The sequence below is a fragment of the Cupriavidus sp. MEYA8 genome (assembly GCF_059278825.1).
This window is the reverse complement of record NZ_CM181221.1, coordinates 2,175,153-2,198,111: the sequence shown is the minus strand read 5'-3', so window position 1 is coordinate 2,198,111 and position 22,959 is coordinate 2,175,153. Positions and strand designations below refer to the sequence as shown.

Sequence of the window (22,959 nt, the reverse complement as noted above, 5' to 3'; positions counted from 1 at the left end):
GGGTCTGAATGGATGTCACTGCCGCGTCTTCACGCGTCGACACCTTCAATTACGGCGTCGTAAGACAGTTCGCTGTCATGACGGTAGTCTGGGGGATCGTCGGCATGGCCGTCGGCGTGCTGCTGGCAGCACAGCTGATCTGGCCTGAACTCAACTTCAACACGCCCTGGCTGTCGTTCGGCCGCCTGCGGCCGCTGCATACCAATGCGGTGATCTTTGCCTTCGGCGGCAGCGCGCTGTTCGCGACCTCGTACTACGTGGTCCAGCGCACCTGCCAGGCCCGCCTGTTCTGCGGCCCGCTCGCGGCGTTCACGTTCTGGGGCTGGCAACTGGTTATCGTCGCCGCGGCCATCACGCTGCCGCTGGGCATTACCTCCTCGAAGGAATACGCCGAACTGGAATGGCCGATCGACCTGCTGATCACCGCGGTCTGGGTGGCCTATGCGATCGTGTTCTTCGGCACCATCGTCAAGCGCAAGACACGGCATATTTATGTCGCCAACTGGTTCTTCGGCGCCTACATCCTGACCATCGCGCTGTTGCACATCGTCAACAACATTGAGATGCCGGTGTCGCTGTGGAAGTCCTACTCGGCCTATGCCGGCGTGCAGGACGCAATGATCCAGTGGTGGTATGGCCATAACGCGGTGGGCTTCTTCCTGACCACCAGCTTCCTCGGGATGATGTACTACTTCATTCCCAAGCAGGCCGAGCGTCCGATCTATTCATACCGCCTGTCCATCGTCCACTTCTGGGCGTTGAACTTCACCTACATGTGGGCCGGCCCGCACCACCTGCAGTACACCGCGCTGCCAGACTGGGCGCAGTCGCTCGGCATGGTGTTCTCGCTGATTCTGCTGGCGCCGTCGTGGGGCGGCATGATCAACGGCATCATGACCCTGTCGGGCGCCTGGCACAAGCTGCGCACCGACCCGATCCTGAAGTTCCTGGTGGTGGCGCTGTCGTTCTATGGCATGTCCACGTTCGAAGGCTCGATGATGTCGATCAAGACCGTCAATGCGCTGTCGCACTACACGGACTGGACCATCGGCCACGTGCACTCCGGCGCGCTGGGCTGGGTGGCAATGATCTCGATTGGTTCGCTCTACTACCTGATCCCGCGGCTGTTCGGCGAGAAGCAGATGTACAGCGTGCGCCTGATCGAATGGCACTTCTGGATCGCGACCATCGGCGTGGTGCTGTATATCGCCTCGATGTGGATCGCCGGCGTGATGGAAGGCCTGATGTGGCGCGCCACGCAGCCTGACGGCACGCTGACCTATGCCTTCGTCGAAGCGGTCAAGGCCAAGTACCCGTTCTACCTGATCCGTCTGCTGGGTGGCATCTGTTTCCTCTCCGGCATGCTGCTGATGGCCTACAACGTCGCCAAGACCATCGTCGGCAAGCGTGCCGTGGATGCGCCGATCCCGGCCAGCATCCCGGCCTCCGCACACTGATCATTCCAGGATAGAAAGATGTCGGAAAAACAAAGATTCTTTTCCCACGAAACGCTGGAGAAGAACATCGGCTGGCTGATCATCTGCACGATCCTCGTGGTCAGCATCGCGGGTCTGGTGCAGATCGTGCCGCTGTTCTTCCAGCACTCCACGACCAAGCCGGATCCGGGTATCACGCCGTATTCGCCGCTGCGGCTGATGGGCCGGGATATCTATATCCGCGAAGGCTGCGTCGGCTGCCACTCGCAGCAGGTGCGGACACTGCAGGCCGAAACCGAGCGTTACGGCCATTTCTCCACCGCGGGCGAGGCCGTCTACGATCACCCGTTCCTGTGGGGCTCGAAGCGTACCGGTCCCGACCTGGCACGCGTCGGCGGCCGCTACTCGGACGACTGGCAACGCATCCACCTGCGCAACCCGCGTGACGTGGTGCCCGAGTCGGTGATGCCTTCCTACCCGTGGCTGGAGAAGGCCGCGCTGCCGACCAACGATATCCAGGCGCGCATGCAGGCGCTGGCGAAGCTGGGCGTGCCATACACCGAGGCCGACATCGCCAAGGCGCCGGACGAGCTCCAGGGCAAGACCGAGGAAGACGCGCTGGTGGCTTACCTCCAGGCTCTGGGCACCAACCGCCGCAATGTCCGCGTGGACACCGCTGCAGCAGTTGCACCGGCGAAGGAGTAAGCCATGGCCATGATCACCGCTATTGCGACCGTCGTGTCGATGGTCGTCTTCCTTGGCATCTGCTGGTGGGCGTGGTCGGCCGGCCGGCAGGCCGCCAACCGGGAATCCGCCATGCTGCCGTTCGCGCTGCCTGACGAAACCACGACAACATCGAGCCGGAACACCTAGCCATGAGCGATTTCTTTTCCGATTTCTGGAGTTACTACATTGCCGCGATCGCGCTCGTCGGCATCGTCTGGTGCGTATGGCTGCTGTTCTCGCAACGCAAGATCACCAAGACCGCCAGCGGGGGCGACGACACCGGCCACGTCTGGGACGACGACCTGCGCGAACTGAACAACCCGCTGCCGCGCTGGTGGATGTGGATGTTCCTGCTGGCCTGTATCTTCGGCCTGGTCTACCTCGTGTTGTATCCGGGTCTGGGCAAGTACTCAGGCGTGCTGAAGTTCTCGACGCAGGGCGAACTGGCCGCGCATCGTGCCGCGCAGGAGCAGATGCAGAACGAGATCTATGCCAAGTACCTGAAGATGGATGTCAAGCAGGTGGCTGGAGATCCGCAGGCGCGCGAAATTGGCCAGCGGCTGTTCCTGAACTACTGCGCGCAATGCCATGGTTCGGATGCGCGCGGCAGCCGCGGCTTTCCCAACCTGACGGACGGCGACTGGCTGTATGGCGGCGAACCCGAGACCATCCAGCAGACCATTGCCAAGGGCCGCAATGGCGTGATGCCGCCGTTCGCATCCACCATCGACGGCAAGCTGGCAGGCGACGTGGCGCAGTATGTCCGCTCGCTGTCGGGGCTGTCTTCGGATCCCATCCGCGCCTCGCGTGGCGAGAGCACTTTCAAGTCGACCTGCGCGGCTTGCCACGGTGCCGGCGGCAAGGGCAACCAGGCACTGGGCGCGCCGAACCTGTCCGATAACGTGTGGCTGTATGGCAGTTCGGAAGGCAGCATCGTCGACGCCATCCTGAAGGGGCATAACAACCATATGCCGGCACATGAAGAGATCCTGACGCCAGAGCGGATCCGCATGCTGACGGCCTATGTCTGGGGTCTGTCGAATACCGGCGGGGGTGCCGGCCAATGACAGGCGACTCATCTGAGCGGGCGCGGGCCGCCCGCAGGAGAAACCATCCATGAACGCACCCGGGACCGAAGAAATGGCCCGGGCGGCCGACCGCCAGCGGTCGGCCGCTGCGCCTGCCGAGACCTCGGATGAAACGCTGTACGAGGTCCGCCGCAAGATCTATCCGCGCTCCGTTACGGGCGCTTTCTCCAGTTGGCGCGTCTGGCTGGTCCTCTTCACGCAGCTGATCTACTACGGCACGCCCTGGCTCCAGTGGAACGGACGCCAGGCCGTGCTGTTCGACCTTGGCGAACGCAAGTTCTACATCTTCGGGCTGGTGTTGTGGCCTCAGGATGTCATCTATCTCGCCGTGCTGCTGGTCATTTCGGCGCTGGCGCTGTTCCTGTTCACGGCGATCGCCGGGCGGCTGTTCTGCGGTTACGCCTGTCCACAGACGGTCTATACCGAGATCTTCATGTGGATCGAGCGGCGGATCGAAGGCGACCGGATCGCCCGCATCCGTCTCGACGGCGACCCCTGGAGCCTGCGCAAACTGCGTATCAAGGCCACCAAGCACTTCCTGTGGGTACTGATCGCGCTGTGGACCGGCTTCACCTTCATCGGCTACTTCGCGCCGATCCGTGAGCTGGGTGGCGAGCTGGCGAGCCTGTCGCTGGGCCCGTGGCAGACGTTCTGGATGCTGTTCTATGCGTTCGCCACCTGGGGCAACGCTGGCTTCATGCGCGAGCAGGTGTGCAAGTACATGTGCCCGTATGCGCGTTTCCAGAGCGTGATGGTCGACCGCGACACCTACGTCGTGACCTACGACGTCGGCCGGGGCGAGCCGCGCGGCAGCCGTTCGCGCAAGACCGACCATCGCCAGGCGGGCCTGGGCGATTGCGTCAACTGCAGCATCTGCGTGCAGGTGTGCCCGACCGGCATCGATATCCGCGATGGCCTGCAGTATGAATGCATCGGCTGCGGCGCGTGCATCGACGCCTGCAACCAGGTCATGGACAAGATGTCCTACCCGCGCGGGCTGATCCGATACACTTCGGAGAATGCCATGCGCAAGGCGCTGTCCGCGGCAGCATCGCGCAAGCGCCTGCTGCGTCCGCGTGTCATCATCTATTCCGTGATCTGGGTCGCGCTGCTCGCTGGCTTTGTGGCTTCGATCGCGCTGCGCACGCCGCTGAAGGTGGACATCATCCGCGACCGCGGCGCGCTGGGCCGGGAGGTCGAAGGCCGCTGGATCGAGAATGTGTATCGCCTGCAGCTGATCAACACGACCGAGGGGCCGATGTATATCAGCGTGCGAGCCGACAGCGACGAGCTGAAGCACCTGACGGTCGAATATGACAAGCAGGCCGAATCGCTGGCGCCGACCTCGAACCGGCTGTTGCCGATCCGCATACGCGTGCCGATCGAAGACGCGGCGCAGGGTACGCACAAGATCAGCGTGACGGTGACCAGCGAAGGATCGGAGCAGGGCAACGCCGAGATCCGGCAGAGCACCAGCTTTATCGTGCCGCGCGACCTGTGACGCCAGGCGCTCGGTGCAGAACTCAAGGGGGCATGATGAATCAGCAAGGCAATCCGTGGTGGAAAGAGCCGTGGCCGTGGCTGTTGATGAGCGGCCCGCTGGTCGCGATGGTGGCGTGCGGCGTCACCATCTGGCTTGCGTCGTCGCATCCTGACGTGCCGGTGCAGGGCGCAGCGCGCCATGGACTGGTGGTCGAGAAGGCCGAGGCGGTGCGGCCTCAGCCGAGCGCAGCGAGGCAGCCATGAGGTTGCGCTGGCTGATGTGGGTCTTGTGGCCCGGGTTCCTGATGGCGGGCTTCGCCACCGCGACGGTGTTCTCGGTCGTGGACCCCGGTGATCTGAAGTTCTTCGGGCATCCGATCGAGGCGTCGCGCGAATCGATCTACACGATGAGCTTCCTGCTAGCGTGGATCTTCTGCGCGCTGTCCAGCGGGTTGACGCTGTACACGATGCCGACGCGGCTCAGCGATACCGACGAGTTGGAGTGAATGCCGATGCCTGCGCCGCCCCGCGCGGCGCAGGCGCAAAGCGGCGGGTGGTGGGAAGGGTCAGCAGCTACGGCTGTAGAGCTGCTTGATGCCGGCGAGATCCACCAGCTTGACGTGGCGCTGGCGAATCTGGATCAGGCCGGCTTCAGCGAAACGCGAGAACAGGCGGCTGACGGTTTCCAGCTTCAGGCCCAGGTAGCTGCCGATTTCCTCGCGGCTCATGCGCATCACGAATTCGGTCGACGAGTAGCCGCGCGCCGACAGGCGCTCAGACAGGTTGATCAGGAAAGCGGCCAGGCGTTCTTCGGCGCGCATCGAACCGAGTGTCACCAGCATCATCTGGTCGTGCGTGATTTCCTTGCCCATCAGCCGCAGGAACTGATGCTGCAGCGAAGGCAGGTCTGCAGACAGCGTCTGCAGGTCCCCAAGGCGGACTACACAGACCTCGGTATCTTCCAGCGCGGTGGCGTCCGAGGCATGCTGCATCTCACCGAGGCCGTCGAGGCCGACGATTTCGCCTGGCAGGTGGAAACCGGTAATCTGTGAACGGCCGTCTTCGGTCGTGACATGGGTCTTCAGCGTGCCGAAGCGAACGGCGTAAACCGCGGTGAGGGGATCGCCCATGCGATACAAGGTCTCACCCTTATGGACCCGGATGCGTTCCTGCACCAGCGTGTCCATCTTGGTGAGGTCTTGCTGGGACATGCCAACCGGAAGGCACAGTTGCCCCATCGCGCAAGTGGAGCAACGGGGCGACATCTCAGTGATTGGAATGGAGGTGAGCAATTGGAACCTGCAAGAGTGGATGCGAGGGCGCGACCCCGCCATTTTACCGTGCGATGTGATGAGGCAGGGAGTCAGATTTGCCATTTGGTGTACTAATTAGCGTTTTTATGCTGGCATTGCTGGGCGGCGTGCACTGCGCGGCAATGTGTGGCGGCATCGCACTGGCGGTTGAACAGCCGCGTGGCGGCGTCGCGGCCCTGACCTTCGTGCGTAGCCGCGCTGCCTGGGCCGGCGAGTTGCTGGCAATGCACCTGGGCAGGATTTCGACCTATGTGCTGCTTGGCGCGCTGTTGGGCGCGATTGGCGCCGGCGCGTGGAAGCAGGACTACCTGCCGTTGCAGCGCTGGTTGTTTGGTGCCGGCAGTGCCATGCTGCTGTGGTCGGGCTGGCGCGTGCTGCGCGGCAATGCCTTTACCGTCGCGTGGCTCGAGCGGCTGGCGGTGCGGGCAGGCAGCGTGCTGGCGCGGCAGCTTGGGCGGCTGGGCGGCGGCGCCATGCCCACCTTCGTGCGTGCGCATGGGGGGCTTGCCAGGCGCTATGGTGTTGGCCTGGCGTGGGGGCTGGTGCCGTGCGGCATGGTCTATGGAGCGCTGACGCTGGCGCTGCTCGCCGGCAATGCCGGTTCCGGTGCGCTGGTGATGGGTGTGTTTGGCATCGGTACGCTGCCCAACCTGCTGGTGCTGTCGGGGCTGTCCGGCTACCTGCGCAGCCTGTCGCGGCGGCGCGCGGTGCGCGTGGGCGCGGGCGTGGCGGTCATGGTGTTCGGGGCCCTTGGTCTGGCGCGCGCGGTGTTGTTGCCACATTCGCTGGCAGAGCAGGGTTTCTGCCTGGTCTTTTGAGACGTATGCGGCGCTCGGCGCGTCGGATGGTGGTTGCGGGCGAGGGCGGGAATGCCATACAATCGCCAGCATTGCGGTATCGCGCGGTGTTTTGTAAGCAGCGGCGAGCAGCGCCAGCGGCCTTCCTGCCAGAAGGTGCGCCCAGGGCGGCGGGGAGTGTTGGTAGTTCGATTCCCGGCCCGTCCCACGGTCCATCCGGATCAAATGATCTGGTTCAAAAGCCCGGCTGGCACTGCGGTGTTGGAGATGCCGGCCTTGCTCCCGATACCCGTTTTTCTTGCGTCCGAGGCGTTCAGTTCGCCGACAGCGGCGTCCGTTGTGCGGACGCGCCACGCAAGAGGTTCGCTGACCGGCCCATGGCGGCATGCGAACGATCTCCTGCCGGAGTGACCCGGCAACTCGATGCAAAGAAAGGGAAGTGCACGGCTTGGATGCAGCAGGCATCCGGGTGAGCTGCGCAATGAGATGGCGATGGCATTGGCATCGCTGTATCCAAAATCTCCGGTGCCCCGGATCCGTCCGGGAGCAGGTGCAAAGACAGGCTGCACACCATCAACATGAATACCCAAGAGGCGAAGATCGTCCTCGAGACGGCGCTGATCTGCGCGCAGGAGCCTTTGCGCGTCAATGATCTGCGACGGTTGTTCGCCGACGACGTCGGCGCGGACACCGTCCGCGTGCTGCTGGAGGAACTGCGCCAGGACTGGCGCCCGCGCGGCGTGGAGCTTGTGTCGCTGGCCAGCGGCTGGCGCTTCCAGAGCCGCCCCGAGATGCGTGAATACCTTGATCGCCTGAATCCGGAAAAGCCGCCGAAATACTCGCGCGCCGTGATGGAGACGCTGGCGATCATCGCTTATCGCCAGCCGGTGACGCGTGGCGATATCGAGGAAATCCGCGGCGTGACGGTCAGCACGGAAGTCATCAAGAAGCTGGAAGACCGCAGCTGGATCGAGGTGATCGGGCACCGCGACGTGCCGGGGCGCCCGGCCCTGTATGCCACCACCAAGGCGTTCCTGGACGACCTCGGGCTGCGCACGCTGGACGAGCTGCCCCCGCTCGAGGATGCCCAGGCGCAGGCGCAGGCAACGCTGCTGGACCAGCAGGCCATCGATTTCGAGGCGCTGGCGGCAGGCAAGCCTGGCAGTGCCGATGAAGAGGCGTTTGCCGAGCCGGCCCGGCCCGAGGCATCCGCCGCAGGCGAGCCCGAAGCCACGGACGCCGGCCAGGGGTCCGCCGACGGCGCAGTCGCCAACGGATTCGACCTGCAGCCGCACCAGCATGGGGCGGAGGAACTGGGTGCCGAAGGCGAACCAACCGAGCTGGGCAATCCTGCCGATTCCGATCCGGACGGGGCACGGGCTGAACTGCCGGAAGACGGCGCCTCGCCGCACCCGAGCGAGCACGACGAACGCGTGCCGAACTGAACAACATGCAACATCCGATAGTGAATATCTTGTCTGATTCCGTTGAGCAAGACACCCGCCATGCGGGCGCACCCGCCGATTCCGGCGCCGCCGAACCCGGATCGGGCAGCGAAGCCGCGCCCCGCCGCAAGGGGCTGCGCCGCGGGCTGAGGAACCTGGTGGCGTCGCGCCGCCAGGCCACGCAAGATCGCGATGCCGGCCGCGCCGAAGGCGCCGAGGCCGGTATGCCCGGCGACGCCGCGGAAGCGGCCCCGGCGCCAGCGGCGGCCGGCGGGCGCGGTGCCCAGCGCGGCCGCGGCAAGCGCAAGCCGGCTCAGGGCGATGGCGGCCAGTCGGCGCAGGCCCCGGCCGACAAGGCGCACAAGGCGCACAAGGCTGAAAGCGGCGAGAAAGCCGAAAGAGCCGAGAGGGCGGACAAGGGTGAGCAGGCGCCCCGCAAGCGCAAGCCGAACCCGCGCAGCGGCAAGTCAGCCGCTCCGGCCGAGGGCCAGGGCGCTGCCGGCCGGCAGCCGCAGGGCCGCCGCAAGGAGGGTGCCAAGCCGCAGGGCCAGCGCAAGGGCCAGGGCCAGGGTGGTGGCGACAAGGCCGCGGCCAGCAGCGAGGACCTGTTCCGCTTCGTGATTTCCGAGCAGTACGACAAGGAAGACACGGTCATCCCGCGCACCAAGGCGAAGCCGGTGCGTGAGCTGTCGGCCGAGGACGACGCCCCGAAGCTGCACAAGGTGCTGGCCGAAGGCGGCCTGGGCTCGCGCCGCGAAATGGAAGAGCTGATCCTGCAGGGACGGGTCTCGGTCAACGGGCTGCCGGCGCATATCGGCCAGCGCATCCTGCCGGCCGACCAAGTGCGCGTCAACGGCAAGCTGATTCACCGTAAGGTCTCGACCAAGCCGCCGCGCGTGCTGCTGTACCACAAGCCGGCCGGCGAAATCGTCAGCCAGTCGGACCCGGAAGGCCGTCCGACCGTGTTCGACAGCCTGCCGCGCATCAAGTCCGGCAAGTGGGTCGCCATTGGCCGGCTGGACTTCAATACCGAGGGCCTGCTGATCTTCACCACCTCGGGCGATATCGCCAACCGCTTCATGCACCCGCGCTACGGCGTCGAACGTGAATACGCGGTGCGCACGCTGGGCGAGCTGGCCGAAGCCGACCGCCAGCGCCTGCTGCACGGCATCAAGCTGGACGACGGCGAGGCCAACTTCCTGCGCATCGCGGACGGCGGCGGCGAGGGCGTCAACCAGTGGTACCACGTGGCGCTGACCGAAGGCCGCAACCGCGAAGTGCGGCGCATGTTCGAGGCGGTCGGCCTGACCGTGTCGCGCCTGATCCGTACGCGCTACGGGCAGTTCCTGCTTCCGCGCGGCCTCAAGCGCGGCCGCTGGCAGGAGGTCGAGCCCAATGACGTCAAGGCGCTGATGACCGCCGTCGGCCTGAAGGTGCCAGGCAAGGGCGAGCAGTCCGGCAAGGGCGCGACCAAGGTCGGCGGGCGCAAGCAGCGTACCGAAGCGGCGATTGCCGGCATGCCGATGCATACCGGCATGGACGGCCTGCCGCGCTACGAGCAGGGCGGTGCGCGGGGCGGCAGCCGCGGCGGCCAGCCGGATCCGATGAAGACGTCGATGGGCTACATCAGCCACGGCCCCACGCTGCTGACCTCGCACGCGGCCAACCTTGGCGGCGGCCGCGGCACCGGCGCGCGCCAGGCGCGTGGTGGCGGTGGCGCCGGGCTTGGCGGGCAAGGCAAGCCGCAGCGTCGTGGCGGCGGCGAGGCGAACGGAAACGTCATGCCGAAGGCGGCGAAGGCAGGCGGAAATCGCGGCCAGCGTGGCGGCGGCGGTGGTGGCAATCGCGGAGGCAGCCGCGGGGGCAATCGCGGCGGCAATCGCTGAGTGCCTGATGCCGCGCACGGCGGGGTGACGACCCGCCGGCGCGGCGCGTAATCCGCGAGTATGTCTGGCTTTTGCCTTTTCGACATAATCCGCGTATAATTCAAGTCTATTCAAAAAGCCATCCTCGCCGAGGGTGGGCGAATGATGGGCATTGCGCCCATTTTTTTTTGGTTCGCCCGAATTCGGTCCCGCGCCCCGGCGCGTGCGGGATGGCGGACAGGCAGCACTGCAGCAGGGTCGTCCCGGACGGCAGCGGCGGGTTTGCCTGCCAACGGTGTTGATGGCCATTACTCGGGATAACAGTGCATCTGGCAGATTTGATCGAAACCACCCTTAACGGCATGGGATATGAGCTGGTTGAGCTCGAGCGTGCCCCGGCCGGATTGCTGCGTGTCTATATCGATCAGCCTGAAACCGGCATCGCCATCGAGGATTGTGAAAAGGTGAGCCGCCAGCTCACCCACGTGTTCACGGTCGAGAACGTCGACTACGAACGCCTCGAGGTCTCGTCGCCCGGACTGGACCGGCCGCTGAAGAAGCTGGCCGACTACGTCCGCTTTGCCGGCGCCGAGGCGCGCGTGACGCTGCGCCTGCCGGTGAACGGGCAGAAGAACTTCACGGGCATCCTGCGCGAACCGGCCGGCGAGGCTGGCGCGGAGAAGGTCGGCCTGGAGTTCGAGGGCAAGGATGGCCCGGCACTGCTGGAATTTGCCGTATCCGATGTCGACAAGGCACGCCTGGTGCCGGTATTCGACTTCAAAGGAAATCAAAGAAAAGGGAACAAGCAATGAGCCGCGAAGTTCTGTTGCTCGTCGATGCGCTTGCGCGTGAGAAGAACGTCGACAAGGATGTGGTATTCGGTGCCCTGGAGGCGGCGCTCGCCTCGGCCACCAAGAAGCGTTTCGAAGAAGACGTGGATATCCGGGTCGCGATCGATCGCGAGTCGGGCGAGCATGAAACCTTCCGCCGCTGGCTGGTCGTTCCCGACGAGCAGGGCCTGCAGGAGCCGGACAAGCAAATCCTTCTGTTCGAAGCCCGCGATGAGAACCCCAGCCTTGAGCTTGGCGACTACATCGAGCAGCAGATCGAGTCGGTCGAGTTCGGCCGTATCGGCGCGCAGGCCGCCAAGCAGGTGATCCTGCAGCGCATCCGCGACGCCGAGCGCGAGCAGATCCTGAACGACTACCTGGATCGCGGCGAGAAGATCATGACCGGCACGGTCAAGCGCGCCGACAAGAAGGGCCTGATCGTGGAATCCGGCCGCGTCGAAGCGCTGCTGGCCCGCGACCAGATCATCCCGAAGGAAAACCTGCGCACCGGCGATCGCGTGCGTGCCTATATCCTGAACGTGGACCGCGCCGCGCGCGGCCCGCAGATCGAGTTGTCGCGCACGGCCCCCGAGTTCCTGATCAAGCTCTTCGAAAACGAAGTGCCGGAAATGGAGCAGGGCCTGCTGGAAATCAAGGCCGCCGCGCGTGATCCGGGCGTGCGTGCCAAGATCGCGGTGGTGGCGCATGACAAGCGCATCGACCCGATCGGCACCTGCGTGGGCGTGCGCGGTACGCGCGTGACCGCGGTGCGCAACGAGATCGGCGGCGAGGCCGTGGATATCGTGCTGTGGTCGGAAGACCCGGCGCAGTTTGTGATCGGCGCACTGGCACCTGCGCAAGTGCAGTCGATCGTGGTCGATGAAGAGAAGCACAGCATGGACGTGGTGGTCGACGAGGAAAACCTCGCCGTCGCCATCGGCCGCAGTGGTCAGAACGTACGCCTGGCGTCCGAGCTGACCGGCTGGCAGATCAACATCATGACGCAGGAAGAATCGGCGCAGAAGCAGGCCGAAGAGAGCGATGTCGTGCGCAAGCTGTTCATGTCCAAGCTGGACGTGGATGAGGAAGTGGCAGACATCCTGATCGAGGAAGGCTTCTCCACGCTGGAAGAAGTGGCCTATGTCCCCATCAGTGAAATGATGGAGATCGAGGCCTTTGACGAAGACACCGTCAACGAGCTGCGCAACCGCGCGCGTGATGCGCTCCTGACGATGGAACTGGCCCGGGAAGAAAAGGTGGAAGAGGTGTCGCAGGATCTGCGCTCGCTCGACGGCCTGAACCCGGAACTGATCGGCAAGCTGGCCGAAGGTGATATCCACACGCGTGACGACCTGGCCGAACTGGCCGTCGACGAACTGGTCGAGATGACCGGCGTCACCGAGGAAGAAGCCAAGGCGCTGATCATGAAAGCACGGGAACATTGGTTCAACTGAGGGACACGGGGCCGGGCTGGCCAATACCAGCCCGGGCGCGCTTTCCGCATACGATTTGTCCCGACGAAGACACCAAGCATTGAAAGGGTTTGAATGGCAAGCACAACAGTTGCCCAACTGGCCGCAGAACTGAGTCGCAGCGCAGCTGCCCTGCTGGAACAATTGCAGGCGGCTGGGGTGGGCAAAGCTGCGCCAGAAGACATCATCACGGAATCGGATAAGACCAGGCTGCTGGACTATCTGAAGCGTTCGCACGGCCAGGCCGACGACAGCTCCCGGAAGAAGATCACGCTGACGAAGCGCGAGACGTCCGAGATCCGCCAGTCGGATGGCGCCGGCAAGACCCGCACGGTCCAGGTCGAAGTGCGCAAGAAGCGCGTCCTGATCAAGCGCGACGAAGCCCACCCCGAGGCGCACGCTGATACGGCCGAGGCTCAGCCCCCGGTTGTCGACACGGCCGAGCAGGCACGCCGCGAAGAGGAAGAACGACGCCAGGCCGAACTGCTGGCGCGCCAGGAAGCCGAAGCCAAGGCCGCCCGCGAGGCTGCCGAGCGCGAGGAAGCCGAGCGCCGTGCCCGCCAGGAAGCCCTGGAAGCGGAACAGCGCCGCCAGGCCGAACTCGCCGCCAAGAAGGCGGAGGAAGAGGCTGCTGCGTCGCGTGCCGTGACCGAGGCTGCGGAAGACTCCTCGCGCAAGAAGGCCGAGGACGAGAAGGCCCGTGTGGCCGCCGAGCGCGCCGAGGCCCAGAAGGCCGCCGACGAGGCCAAGGCTGCCGCCGACAAGGCTCGTGCCGAACAAGAGATTGCCGCGCGCAAGCGCCGCGAGGCTGCCGAAGCCGAAGCCCGCGCCATCCAGCAGATGCTGAATGCACCGGCTCGCGTGTTGAAGGCGCCGTCCGAGCGCAAGGCCGAAGAAAAGAAGGCCGAGCAGACCGGCACGCTGCACAAGCCGGTCAAGCCGGCTTCCGCGACCGCGACCGAAGCCAAGGCTGGCGACAAGAAGCCCGCCACCACGGCCACGACCACCACCACCGCCGACAAGAAGGGCAAGGTGGGTAAGCCTGGCACGTGGCAGGACGAAGGCAGCCGCAAGAAGGGCGGTGGCCTGAAGACGCGCGGCGATTCGTCGGGCGGCGTGGGCGGCTGGCGCGGTGGCCCGCGTGGCCGCGGCGGCCGTCAGCAGCAGCATGACGACAGCCGCAGCAGCTTCCAGGCGCCGACCGAACCGGTGGTGCGTGAAGTGCACGTGCCGGAAACCATCTCGGTGGCGGATCTCGCCCACAAGATGGCCGTGAAGGCGTCCGAGGTCATCAAGCAGATGATGAAGCTCGGCCAGATGGTGACGATCAACCAGGTGCTGGACCAGGAAACCGCCATGATCGTGGTGGAAGAAATGGGCCACAAGGCGTTCGCCGCCAAGCTGGACGATCCGGAAGCGCTGCTGGTGGTGGACGGTGAAGAGCACACCGACGCCGAACTGCTGCCGCGTCCGCCGGTGGTGACCGTGATGGGTCACGTCGACCACGGCAAGACCTCGCTGCTGGACTACATCCGCCGCACCAAGGTTGCCGCGGGCGAAGCCGGCGGCATTACGCAGCACATCGGTGCCTACCACGTGGAAACCGACCGCGGCGTGATCACCTTCCTGGACACCCCGGGTCACGAGGCCTTTACGGCCATGCGTGCCCGCGGGGCCAAGGCGACCGACATCGTGATCCTGGTGGTCGCGGCCGACGACGGCGTGATGCCGCAGACCAAGGAAGCGATTGCGCACGCCAAGGCTGCCGGCGTGCCCATCGTGGTGGCGATCAACAAGATCGACAAGCCCGAAGCCAACCCGGACCGCGTCAAGCAGGAACTGGTGGCCGAGCAGGTGGTGCCGGAAGAGTACGGCGGCGACTCGCCGTTCGTGCCGGTGTCCGCCAAGGCCGGTACCGGTATCGAAGACCTGCTGGAGCAGGTGTCGCTGCAAGCTGAAGTGCTGGAACTGAAGGCGCCGGTCGACGCCCCGGCCAAGGGCCTGGTGGTGGAAGCCCAGCTCGACAAGGGCAAGGGCCCGATCGCTACCATCCTGGTCAGCAGCGGCACGCTCAAGCGTGGCGACGTGGTCCTGGCTGGCAGCGCCTACGGCCGCGTGCGTGCCATGCTCGACGAGAACGGCAAGCCGACCAAGGAAGCCGGCCCGTCGATCCCGGTGGAAATCCAGGGCCTGTCGGAAGTGCCTGCCGCCGGCGAGGAAGTGCTGGTGCTGCCGGACGAGCGCAAGGCGCGCGAAATCGCGCTGTTCCGCCAGGGCAAGTTCCGCGACGTGAAGCTGGCCAAGCAACAGGCCGCCAAGCTGGAGAACATGCTCGAGCAGATGACGGAAGGCGAAGTGCAAACGCTGCCGCTGATCGTCAAGGCCGACGTGCAGGGTTCGCAGGAAGCGCTGGTGCAATCGCTGCAGAAGCTGTCGACCGCCGAAGTGCGCGTGCAGATCGTGCACGGCGGCGTGGGTGGCATCTCCGAGTCCGACGTCAACCTGGCGACGGCCTCGAAGGCGGTCATCATCGGCTTCAACGTGCGTGCCGACGCTGGCGCGCGCAAGCTGGCCGAGCACAACGGCATCGATATCCGCTACTACAACATCATTTACGATGCGGTAGACGAGATCAAGGCGGCGATGTCGGGCATGCTGGCGCCGGAGAAGCGCGAGACCACGACCGGCACGGTCGAGGTGCGCCAGGTCTTCCGCGTGCCGAAGGTCGGTGCGGTGGCGGGCTGTATGGTCACCGACGGCGTGGTCAAGCGGAGTTCGCTGGTGCGCGTGCTGCGCAACAACGTGGTCATCTTCAGCGGCGAGCTCGATTCGCTGAAGCGCTTCAAGGACGACGTCAAGGAAGTGAAGCAAGGCTTCGAGTGCGGTCTGTCGATCAAGAACTTCAACGATGTTCAGGAAGGCGACCAGCTCGAAGTGTACGAAATCACCGAGGTGGCGCGTACGCTGTAAGCGTCGCAAGCAACGGCAGGCCTCGGCCTGCCGTTGTCATCTCAGCAGAACAGTATTGAATGGCCAAGAAAGGCAATATCTCCTCCCGCAACCTCCGCATCTCCGACCAGATCCAGAAGGACCTGGCCGAGATGATCCAGCGCGAGCTGCGCGACCCGCGCCTGGGCCTGGTCACGCTGCAGTCGGTCACGCTGACGCCGGACTATGCCCACGCCAAGGTGCACTTCACCGTGCTGGGTGCCGAGCCGGCGACGGCCGAAGCCATCCTCAACGAGAAGGCCGGCTTCCTGCACTCGCTGCTGTACAAGCGCCTGCACATCCATACCGTGCCGACGCTGCGCTTCCTGCACGACACCTCGGTCGAACACGCGATTGAGATGTCCAAGCTGATCAACGAAGCGAACGCCACGCGTTCGAAAGACGACTGAGCCGGTGCCCGTGCCGCCAGGCATGGGCAACGCGACCGCCAGGGTCGCACGCCGCGCCGCATCAGCGTCGCTCCTGTTTCCTCCGATGACCGATTCCAACGCCGCCCGTCCGCCGCGCCTGCCGCGCCGCGATGTCCATGGTGTGCTGCTGCTCGACAAGCCGCTGGGCCTGTCGTCCAACGATGCGCTGGTGCGCGCCAAGCGCCTGTTGCGCGCCAACAAGGCCGGGCATACCGGCACGCTTGATCCGCTGGCCACCGGCCTGCTGCCACTGTGCTTTGGCGAGGCCACCAAGTTTTCGCAGGACCTGCTGGAAGCGGACAAGACCTATGACGCCGTGGTGCGGCTGGGTGCGCGCTCCAGTACCGGCGACGCCGAGGGCGAGTTGCTCGATGTCCGTGAGGTGACCTGCGACCGCGCCGCGGTGGAGCAGGCGCTGGCGCGCTTTACCGGCGAGATCGAACAGGTGCCGCCGATGCATTCGGCGCTGAAGAAGGATGGCCGCCCGCTGTACGAGTACGCGCGCGCTGGGCAGACGGTCGAGCGCGCCGCGCGCCGCGTCACCATCCATGCGATCGAACTGCTGGGTTGCGCGCTGCCCCCGGCGTTCACCACGGCCGCGTTCACCATGCGCGTGACCTGCAGCAAGGGCACCTACATCCGCACGCTGGCCGAGGATATCGGCGAGGCGCTGGGCTGCGGCGCCCACCTGACCGGCCTGCGCCGCATTGCCGTGGGCGACCTGACGCTGGACGGCGCGGTGACGCTCGAGCAGATCGAGCAACAGGACGATGCCGCGCGGCCGGACATGCTGGCCCCCGTCGACGCCTTGCTGCAGAAAAGTCCGCCCGTGACGCTGGACGAAGCTGCCGCTGCGCGCTTCCTGCAGGGACAGCGCATTGCGCACCGGGACCTGCCCGATGGCACCGATATCGCGGAAGGCGTGCTGGCGCGCGTCTATGCCGGCGCGCCGGCGCGCCTGCTCGGCGTTGCTCGCATGCGCGAGGGAGCCTTGCGGCCGGAGCGGCTGGTCAAGCTGTAGGCGCCGCTCCTCGCCGGGAGCGGATCAGTCGAGCGTGATTTTTGCTGCCTTGATCACGTCGGCCCACATCTTGCGATCCTGCGCCAGGAACCCGGCGAAGTGCTCGGGCGTGCCGCCGACCGGCTCGGAGCCGAACTCCGCCATCTTCTTCTTCACTTCCGGATTCGCCAGCGCCTTCACCAGTGCCTGGTTGTAGCGGGCCACGATCGGCTTGGGCAGGTCCTTCGGGCCGAAGATCCCTTGCCAGGTCGGCATATTGAAATCCTTCAGGCCGCTCTCGGCCAGCGTCGGCACGTCGGGCAACAGCGGCGAGCGCTTGCTGCCGGTGACGGCGATGGCGCGGACCTTGCCGGACTTGGCCAGCGATGCCGCCGTGGTGATGTTGTCCACGGTCATGGCGATATGGCCGCCCATCAGGTCGGTGATCACCGGCGTGGCGCCCTTGTACGGCGCGTGGACCATGTCGACGCCGAGGCGGTGCAGCATGGTCTCGGCGATCAGGTGGTTGGACGTGCCGACGCCCGCCGTGCCATAGGTGACCTGCGGCGTCTTCTTCACGTACGCGGTGAAGTCGGCCATCGACCTGACCGGCAATGCCGGGTTGATGATCACTACGTTGGGCTGCGTCGCCAGCATGGCGATCGGCGTGAAATCGTCCGGCTTGTACGGCGTGCCCTTCGCGTTGAGCACATGCGTGACCGCCATCGCACCGGCCGCGCCCATGCCGATGGTGTAGCCATCAGCCGGCGCCTTGGCCAGCTTGTCGGCAGCGATGTTGCCGCCCGCGCCCGGGACGTTTTCCACCACCACCGGCACACCGAGGCTTTCGGACAACGGTCCCTGCACCAGCCGCGCCAGCAGGTCGGCAGAACCGCCCGGCGCGAAGCCCACCAGCAACCGCACCGGCTTCGACGGCTTCCACTCCTGTGCATGCGCGCCCGTGGCCGCTACCGCGCCCAGGCTCATGCACACCATGCCGCGCAGCAGCGGCCCCATCCACTTCGCCACCTTTTCCATCGTTACTTCCACTCCAGCAGTGTCACGGGCAATCTGTCAGCGGGCTTGCCCTTACCCGTAAGCCACATCACAGGCGGCTTCCGGCGCGGCCTTCCAGCACCTGGCCGAGCAGCCTGGCCACCATCCGGTTCGAGAGCAGCACCGGCGCGCCGGCATGGCGCGCGACTTCGGCCCGCATCGCCTCGGTGTAGCCCATGCAGTGCATCATCACCAGGTCGCAGCCGCGCAGCGTCTCGCCTGCCTGTGCGAAGCGCCCCGTGCCCATATCGGTATAAGGCGAGGCATGCGTGACGCGCAGTTCGCAGGACACCGCCTCGATCAGGTGAAAACTGTCGACCTGGCCTTCGAGCGGCAGCACGATGCCGAGCCGCTTGCATCCCTGGGCGAGCGCGACGGTCAGGTGGTCCACCACCTGCTGCGGCTCAATTACCAGCGTGCGCATCGGTGGCAGCGCGGTGCCCGTGCATAGCGGCACGAGTGCGTCGAAGCGGCCATCGTCCAGCGATGCCATCAGCCGCGCCAGCATCGCCTCGGCCACGGGCTTGCCCATCACGGCCTGCGAGCCGTCGCGCAGGCGGCTGGCAAAGCGGTATTCGCCAGCGGCCGGAGCGAGTGCGGCGATCTGGTCCGCGTCGAGGTCGTCGAGGATGCCGAATTCTTCCGCCGCCACCGGCAGTCCCAGGTCGGCCAGCATCTGCGGGACCACGTCGGTCCGCGGCGCCTGGCCGATGGTGACGAAGGCCACGCGCGGCAGCCGTTCGGCCGTGGCGGTCATGCAGCCACCCCGACGGTTTGCAGGTGCGCCAGCGAGCCGTAGCGCCGTTGCAGTTCGGCCCACTCGTCCACGTCGTAGAAGGCGCACTGGCCCTGGCCGAACAGCTTCGCGACCTCGATACAGAAGCGCGTGGCCACATCCAGGTCATGGGCATTGGTCACGCCGGTCGCGCAGCCAGGCACCGTGGTCTGCGCGGTCAGCGCCACGCCGACCACCGGCGCATCGGTGACGATGGCCGGCTGCATGATCGAATTGACGTGCCACAGCCCGTTCTCGTAGGGCGTGATGTCCTGCGTGGTCAGCGGCAGCACCACCGGCAGCTCGCCGCTGACCCAGCCGATCAGGTCCAGCATGCGTTCGGGCAGGCGCAGCAGCCAGCCCTCCTTGGCCACCGGCGTCAGCGCGACGCCGCGCCGGTTGACGAAGCGGTTGCCGCGCGTGGTGTCGACCGACAGGATCGCCGCCATTTGCGGATGGACCTCGTGCGACATCATCGTGCGCATGGCGAAGGGCGACTTCATCATTGGCACCGGCTGGTGCGGCCGGGTGGCGGCATGCGGGCAGATGTGGGTGTGGATGCGGACCGGGCCGGCCAGCACGTCGCCGCCGGCGGCCATGTCGGCCAGCTTCAGCGCGGTGGCGACCGCGACGATCGCACCGTCGGCATCGGACACCAGGCCGGTCACGGCCGGGCGTGCGCCCACGCCGCCAAGGCGGCCGACCACGCCCAGCGCGGGCGCGTCGGGGTTGCGGCCGGGCAGGGTGCAGGCGAGGAAGTCGGTGCAGAGGCCGTTCTCTTCCACGCGCGTCACCGTTACGTCGCTGATGCCGCGCGCGCGCAGCAAAGCGGCAACGGCTGCGCCGTCGACATTGGCTGCGGACAGCAGCTCGATCGATTCAATCACCTGCTTGATGGACATCTTGCTTGGGTTCCTTGCTTTCCTGTATTGCGATGGCTCAGATGGCAGCGGCGCAGGCCGGCACGGACAATGCGCCGGGGGCGACGTCTACGATCTCCTGGCCAAGGAACCAGCGTGCGCCATGCGCGCCGCCCATCTCCATGCGATCGCCCGATACGCGCACCCAGTTGCCTTCGGGCAAGCCCAGCACCGGCACCTGCGGCTGCAGCACCGTGAACTCGGCCAGCCGCTGGTCACGCGTTTCGCCGCGGAAGCCGGGCACCATCAGGTTGAAGTAGTGCGGGTTGATCTGGAATGGGACCAGCGCGAGCGCATCGAGGCCGCCGGGGTCGGCGACCGGCATGTCGTTGGTGGTGCGGATGGTCGGGCAAGCGACGTTGGTGCCGGCGCTCCAGCCGATATAGCGCGCCGCGCCCGCAGCCACCTGGCGCGCGATGACGGGCAGCAGGCCGCGTTCGCGCAGGCATTGCAGCAGGCGGAAGGTGTTGCCGCCGCCGATGACGATCAGTTCGGCCGCTTCCACGGCCCGCACGCATTCGGCATCGGAGAGCCGGTGGGGCGAGTGCGCTTCGATGCCGGCCGGGGCCAGCGCGTCGCGCACCAGCGCTTCATAGGTGTCCCAGTCGCGCGTGACGCCGGCGAACGGGAGGAAGCAGGCGCGGGTGCGCCCGCCGGCCAGTTCGCGGAGCGCGTCGTGGGCATGGACGAGGTAGCCCGCGTCGCTGGTGGAGTTGCTGAGTAACAGGAGTTCCATGGGATTGAGCTGCCGGGATTGCTATTGCCCGGCGGTGTCGCCGGGATGAAGCCAGAGCGGATCGCCGATGCGCTGCCCGACCGGCGCCACTGCCTGCACCAGCGTTTCACGCAGCGCGTGGGCCTGGGCCTGGCTGACCTGCATCGCGGTGAACGACAGGCACAGGCCGCGCACATCTCCGGAAAGCGGATCGGCCAGCGTGGTGGCCACGGCGCCAATGCCCGGCATGCCTTCATTCACGGCGATCGCGCTGCGCTCGCGGCTGGCGCTTGCCACGCGCTCGGCCAGTTCGGCCACGGTAGCGGGGCAGCCAGCCGGCGCCTCGGGCAATTTGCGCGCGCCGGAAGTGCCATAGCGTGCGCTGAATTCGGCTTCCGGCAGGCGCGAGAGCAGGACGCGGCCCATCGCGGTGGTGAATGCCGGCCGGCGCGCGCCTGGCGGCGACAGCACTTGCACCGGGTTGCTGCCGTTCAGGCGCTGCAGCACCACGGTGTCGGTGCCGTCGAGCATCGACAGGTAGGCGGTGAAGCCGGTGGAGTCAGACAGCGCGGCCAGGATCGCCCGGCATTGCTCGTCGAACGGATGCGCCTGTGTCGCCGCCTGGGCGGCGCGGATCAGCAGTGTCCCGGGGCGGTAGCGCCGCGTCGATGGCTGCAGCTCCAGCAGCCGGTAGCGCACCATCTGCGCCAGCAGCCGCGAAGCCGAACTCTTGGCCAGGCCGAGTTCGTCAATGACGTCGTTGAACGTGACCTCGTGCCGGCCTTGTTCGAACATGGCCAGCACGCTTTCCACGCCCTCGAGAATGCTCACACCGTCGCTCCGTCTCTTTGGTTTTCCGTTTGGTTCCGTTTTTCGGAACCGTGGTTCCGTAAATCGGTTTGGAAATCATAGGACGGCCGAGGCCGGAATACAAGGGGTGCCGGTGGGTTCCGGCGAGAAGACAAAAAAGGGACGCTCGCAAGCGTCCGTCCCTAAGCAGGTGTATGCGTCAGTGTGCCGCCATCGCGTCCGCCGAACCGCCGCCGCCCTTGGCTGGCCGCGTGAGCCAGACAAAGCCGATCAGCACGAAGAACAGCATCCCCGAGATCCAGAAGATATCGTTGGCGCCCAGCATGGCTGCCTGCTGGCTGATGTTGCGCTCGATCACCCCCACGGCCTGCGCCTGGCTCATGCCCATCTGCGTCAGGTGGCTGAGCTGGCCCTGATAGGCCGGGTTGTACGGGTTCACCTGCTCGACCAGCTGCGCGTGGTGCAGCGCCGTGCGGTTTTCCCATACCGTGGTCGAGATCGAGGCGCCGATGCCGCCGAAGGTAATCCGCACGAAGTTCGACAAGCCCGATGCCGCCGGAATCTTCTCGGCCGGCTGTCCCGACAGGATGATCGACGTCAGCGGGATAAAGAACATCGCCATCGCCGCGCCCTGGATCAGCGTCGGCACCATCAGCGTCCAGGTATCGACCTGCGTGGTGAAGCCCGAACGCATCAGGCTGACGATGCCGAAGGTGATGAACGCGGCCGTTGCGACCCAGCGCGCATCCATCTTCGGCAGGTTGCGCCCGATCACCGGCGACAGCAGGATCGCGAAGATCCCCACCGGCGCCATCACGATGCCGGCATCCGTCGCCGTATAGCCGATGATGGTCTGCAGCCACAGCGGCAGGATTACCAGGTTGCCGAAGAACAGCCCATATGCCACCGAGATGGCGATCACCCCCGAGCTGAAGTTGCGGCCCTTGAACAGGCTGATGTCGACGATCGGATGCTTCTCATAGCTCTCCCATGCCAGGAAGAACAGGAAGCCGACAATGGCGACCAGCGTCAGCACCACGATCTCGGTGGAGTGGAACCAGTCCAGCTCCTTGCCCTTGTCGAGCATCAGCTGCATCGACCCCACCCAGATCACCAGCAGCGCCAGGCCGATGCGGTCGATCGGCAGCACCTTGGTCGGCGTCTCGCGGTCCTTGTAGATGGCCCAGGTGGCGTAGGCGGTGATGATCCCCACCGGCACGTTGATGTAGAAGATCCACGGCCACGTCATGTTGTCGGAGATCCAGCCGCCCAGCAGCGGGCCCATGATGGGCGCCACCAGCGTGGTCATGCCCCACAGCGCCAGCGCCATGGTGCTTTTCGCGGGTGGATAGCTCGACAGCAGCAGCGACTGCGACAGCGGGATCATCGGCCCCGCCACCGCCCCTTGCAGGACCCGCGCGGCCAGCAGCGTTTCCAGGTTGGGCGCGACGCCGCACAGCCACGACGCCAGCACGAACAGCAGGATCGACGTGATGAACAGCCGCACCGCACCGAAGCGCGTGGTCAGCCAGCCGGTCAGCGGCACCGAGATCGCATTGGCCACCGCGAACGAGGTGATGACCCAGGTGCCCTGGTTGGGCGCCACGCCGAGGTCGCCCGAGATTGCCGGGATCGACACGTTGGCGATCGACGAGTCCAGCACGTTCATGAACGTGGCCAGCGACAGCGCGATGGTGCCGATCACCAGCTTGCCGCCGGTCAGCGGCTGCGGCTGCTGCGGCGCCAGCGGCGCGGCAGGCCGCGCCGGCGAGCCGGCGCCGTGCTGCGCGGCGGTGATGGAGTTGGCCAT

At 66.1% G+C, this 22,959-nt stretch carries 22 protein-coding genes; 15 read left to right on the top strand and 7 right to left on the bottom strand.

Annotation, left to right across the window (positions count from 1 at the left end; all coding sequences use genetic code 11):
• Window positions 1-8 precede the first annotated feature (8 nt).
• Genes ccoN through AC5WJ1_RS10140 form a run of 7 tightly spaced genes read left to right on the top strand, consistent with a single transcriptional unit; the run spans window position 9 to window position 5,238 of the window.
• On the top strand, window positions 9-1,457 hold the full coding sequence (ccoN, locus tag AC5WJ1_RS10170) for a cytochrome-c oxidase, cbb3-type subunit I (protein ID WP_133096497.1): 1,449 nt from the start codon (window positions 9-11) through the stop codon (window positions 1,455-1,457).
• A gap of 18 nt (window positions 1,458-1,475) precedes the next feature.
• Entirely contained in the window at window positions 1,476-2,141 is a 666-nt protein-coding gene (gene ccoO, locus AC5WJ1_RS10165; protein WP_494476063.1) for a cytochrome-c oxidase, cbb3-type subunit II, read from the top strand.
• Window positions 2,142-2,144: 3 nt separating this feature from the next.
• A complete protein-coding gene (locus AC5WJ1_RS10160; protein WP_010809472.1) occupies window positions 2,145-2,309 on the top strand; it encodes a cbb3-type cytochrome oxidase subunit 3 in 165 nt (54 codons plus the stop codon).
• Between the two features lie 2 nt (window positions 2,310-2,311).
• A complete protein-coding gene (gene ccoP / locus AC5WJ1_RS10155) occupies window positions 2,312-3,229 on the top strand; it encodes a cytochrome-c oxidase, cbb3-type subunit III (protein WP_133096495.1) in 918 nt (305 codons plus the stop codon).
• 49 nt (window positions 3,230-3,278) lie between these two features.
• A complete protein-coding gene (gene ccoG, locus AC5WJ1_RS10150) occupies window positions 3,279-4,751 on the top strand; it encodes a cytochrome c oxidase accessory protein CcoG (RefSeq protein ID WP_494476062.1) in 1,473 nt (490 codons plus the stop codon).
• A gap of 35 nt (window positions 4,752-4,786) precedes the next feature.
• The gene (locus tag AC5WJ1_RS10145) at window positions 4,787-4,996 is read left to right on the top strand and encodes a FixH family protein (protein WP_133096566.1); all 210 of its coding nucleotides are present in this window, start codon (window positions 4,787-4,789) and stop codon (window positions 4,994-4,996) included.
• Entirely contained in the window at window positions 4,993-5,238 is a 246-nt protein-coding gene (locus tag AC5WJ1_RS10140; protein ID WP_029046193.1) for a hypothetical protein, read from the top strand. Before AC5WJ1_RS10145 ends, AC5WJ1_RS10140 begins: the two co-directional genes overlap by 4 nt.
• A gap of 60 nt (window positions 5,239-5,298) precedes the next feature.
• Here the strand turns inward: AC5WJ1_RS10140 and fnr are convergent, their stop codons facing one another.
• A complete protein-coding gene (gene fnr / locus AC5WJ1_RS10135; RefSeq protein ID WP_063238060.1) occupies window positions 5,299-6,024 on the bottom strand; it encodes a fumarate/nitrate reduction transcriptional regulator Fnr in 726 nt (241 codons plus the stop codon).
• A 77-nt stretch (window positions 6,025-6,101) separates the two neighbouring features.
• Here fnr and AC5WJ1_RS10130 point away from each other — a divergent pair, with 77 nt between their 5' ends.
• From AC5WJ1_RS10130 to truB, 8 genes are all read left to right on the top strand, one after another.
• Window positions 6,102-6,863, top strand: a complete 762-nt coding sequence (locus tag AC5WJ1_RS10130) for a sulfite exporter TauE/SafE family protein (RefSeq protein WP_133096493.1) — start codon at window positions 6,102-6,104, stop codon at window positions 6,861-6,863.
• A 557-nt stretch (window positions 6,864-7,420) separates the two neighbouring features.
• Window positions 7,421-8,287 (top strand): SMC-Scp complex subunit ScpB, encoded by an 867-nt coding sequence (gene scpB / locus AC5WJ1_RS10125; RefSeq protein ID WP_135705488.1) that lies wholly within the window; start codon window positions 7,421-7,423, stop codon window positions 8,285-8,287.
• A 5-nt stretch (window positions 8,288-8,292) separates the two neighbouring features.
• Window positions 8,293-10,173: a 23S rRNA pseudouridine(2605) synthase RluB gene (gene rluB / locus AC5WJ1_RS10120; RefSeq protein WP_195427496.1), complete on the top strand. Its 1,881-nt coding sequence runs from the start codon at window positions 8,293-8,295 to the stop codon at window positions 10,171-10,173.
• A 302-nt stretch (window positions 10,174-10,475) separates the two neighbouring features.
• Complete coding sequence (rimP, locus tag AC5WJ1_RS10115) at window positions 10,476-10,964, top strand: ribosome maturation factor RimP (protein ID WP_029046198.1); 489 nt, start codon at window positions 10,476-10,478, stop codon at window positions 10,962-10,964.
• Window positions 10,961-12,436: a transcription termination factor NusA gene (gene nusA, locus AC5WJ1_RS10110; protein ID WP_029046199.1), complete on the top strand. Its 1,476-nt coding sequence runs from the start codon at window positions 10,961-10,963 to the stop codon at window positions 12,434-12,436. The genes rimP and nusA overlap by 4 nt, the downstream gene beginning before the upstream one ends.
• 93 nt (window positions 12,437-12,529) lie before the next feature.
• Window positions 12,530-15,424, top strand: coding sequence for a translation initiation factor IF-2 (infB, locus tag AC5WJ1_RS10105; RefSeq protein ID WP_133096490.1), 2,895 nt, complete (start codon window positions 12,530-12,532; stop codon window positions 15,422-15,424).
• Between the two features lie 59 nt (window positions 15,425-15,483).
• Window positions 15,484-15,852: a 30S ribosome-binding factor RbfA gene (rbfA, locus tag AC5WJ1_RS10100; protein WP_029046201.1), complete on the top strand. Its 369-nt coding sequence runs from the start codon at window positions 15,484-15,486 to the stop codon at window positions 15,850-15,852.
• An 85-nt stretch (window positions 15,853-15,937) separates the two neighbouring features.
• On the top strand, window positions 15,938-16,894 hold the full coding sequence (gene truB / locus AC5WJ1_RS10095; RefSeq protein WP_135705486.1) for a tRNA pseudouridine(55) synthase TruB: 957 nt from the start codon (window positions 15,938-15,940) through the stop codon (window positions 16,892-16,894).
• Between the two features lie 24 nt (window positions 16,895-16,918).
• Here truB and AC5WJ1_RS10090 read toward each other — a convergent pair whose 3' ends face one another.
• The 6 genes from AC5WJ1_RS10090 to AC5WJ1_RS10065 form a co-directional block, all read right to left on the bottom strand.
• Complete coding sequence (locus AC5WJ1_RS10090; RefSeq protein WP_434033644.1) at window positions 16,919-17,911, bottom strand: Bug family tripartite tricarboxylate transporter substrate binding protein; 993 nt, start codon at window positions 17,909-17,911, stop codon at window positions 16,919-16,921.
• 67 nt (window positions 17,912-17,978) lie between these two features.
• Window positions 17,979-18,686, bottom strand: a complete 708-nt coding sequence (locus tag AC5WJ1_RS10085) for an AroM family protein (RefSeq protein ID WP_135705484.1) — start codon at window positions 18,684-18,686, stop codon at window positions 17,979-17,981.
• The gene (locus AC5WJ1_RS10080; protein WP_135705483.1) at window positions 18,683-19,606 is read right to left on the bottom strand and encodes a DUF1177 domain-containing protein; all 924 of its coding nucleotides are present in this window, start codon (window positions 19,604-19,606) and stop codon (window positions 18,683-18,685) included. The genes AC5WJ1_RS10085 and AC5WJ1_RS10080 overlap by 4 nt, the downstream gene beginning before the upstream one ends.
• Before the next feature lie 37 nt (window positions 19,607-19,643).
• The gene (gene pepE, locus AC5WJ1_RS10075) at window positions 19,644-20,360 is read right to left on the bottom strand and encodes a dipeptidase PepE (RefSeq protein WP_494476061.1); all 717 of its coding nucleotides are present in this window, start codon (window positions 20,358-20,360) and stop codon (window positions 19,644-19,646) included.
• A gap of 21 nt (window positions 20,361-20,381) precedes the next feature.
• Complete coding sequence (locus AC5WJ1_RS10070; RefSeq protein ID WP_133096483.1) at window positions 20,382-21,170, bottom strand: IclR family transcriptional regulator; 789 nt, start codon at window positions 21,168-21,170, stop codon at window positions 20,382-20,384.
• A 178-nt stretch (window positions 21,171-21,348) separates the two neighbouring features.
• The gene (locus tag AC5WJ1_RS10065; RefSeq protein ID WP_255519689.1) at window positions 21,349-22,959 is read right to left on the bottom strand and encodes a DHA2 family efflux MFS transporter permease subunit; all 1,611 of its coding nucleotides are present in this window, start codon (window positions 22,957-22,959) and stop codon (window positions 21,349-21,351) included.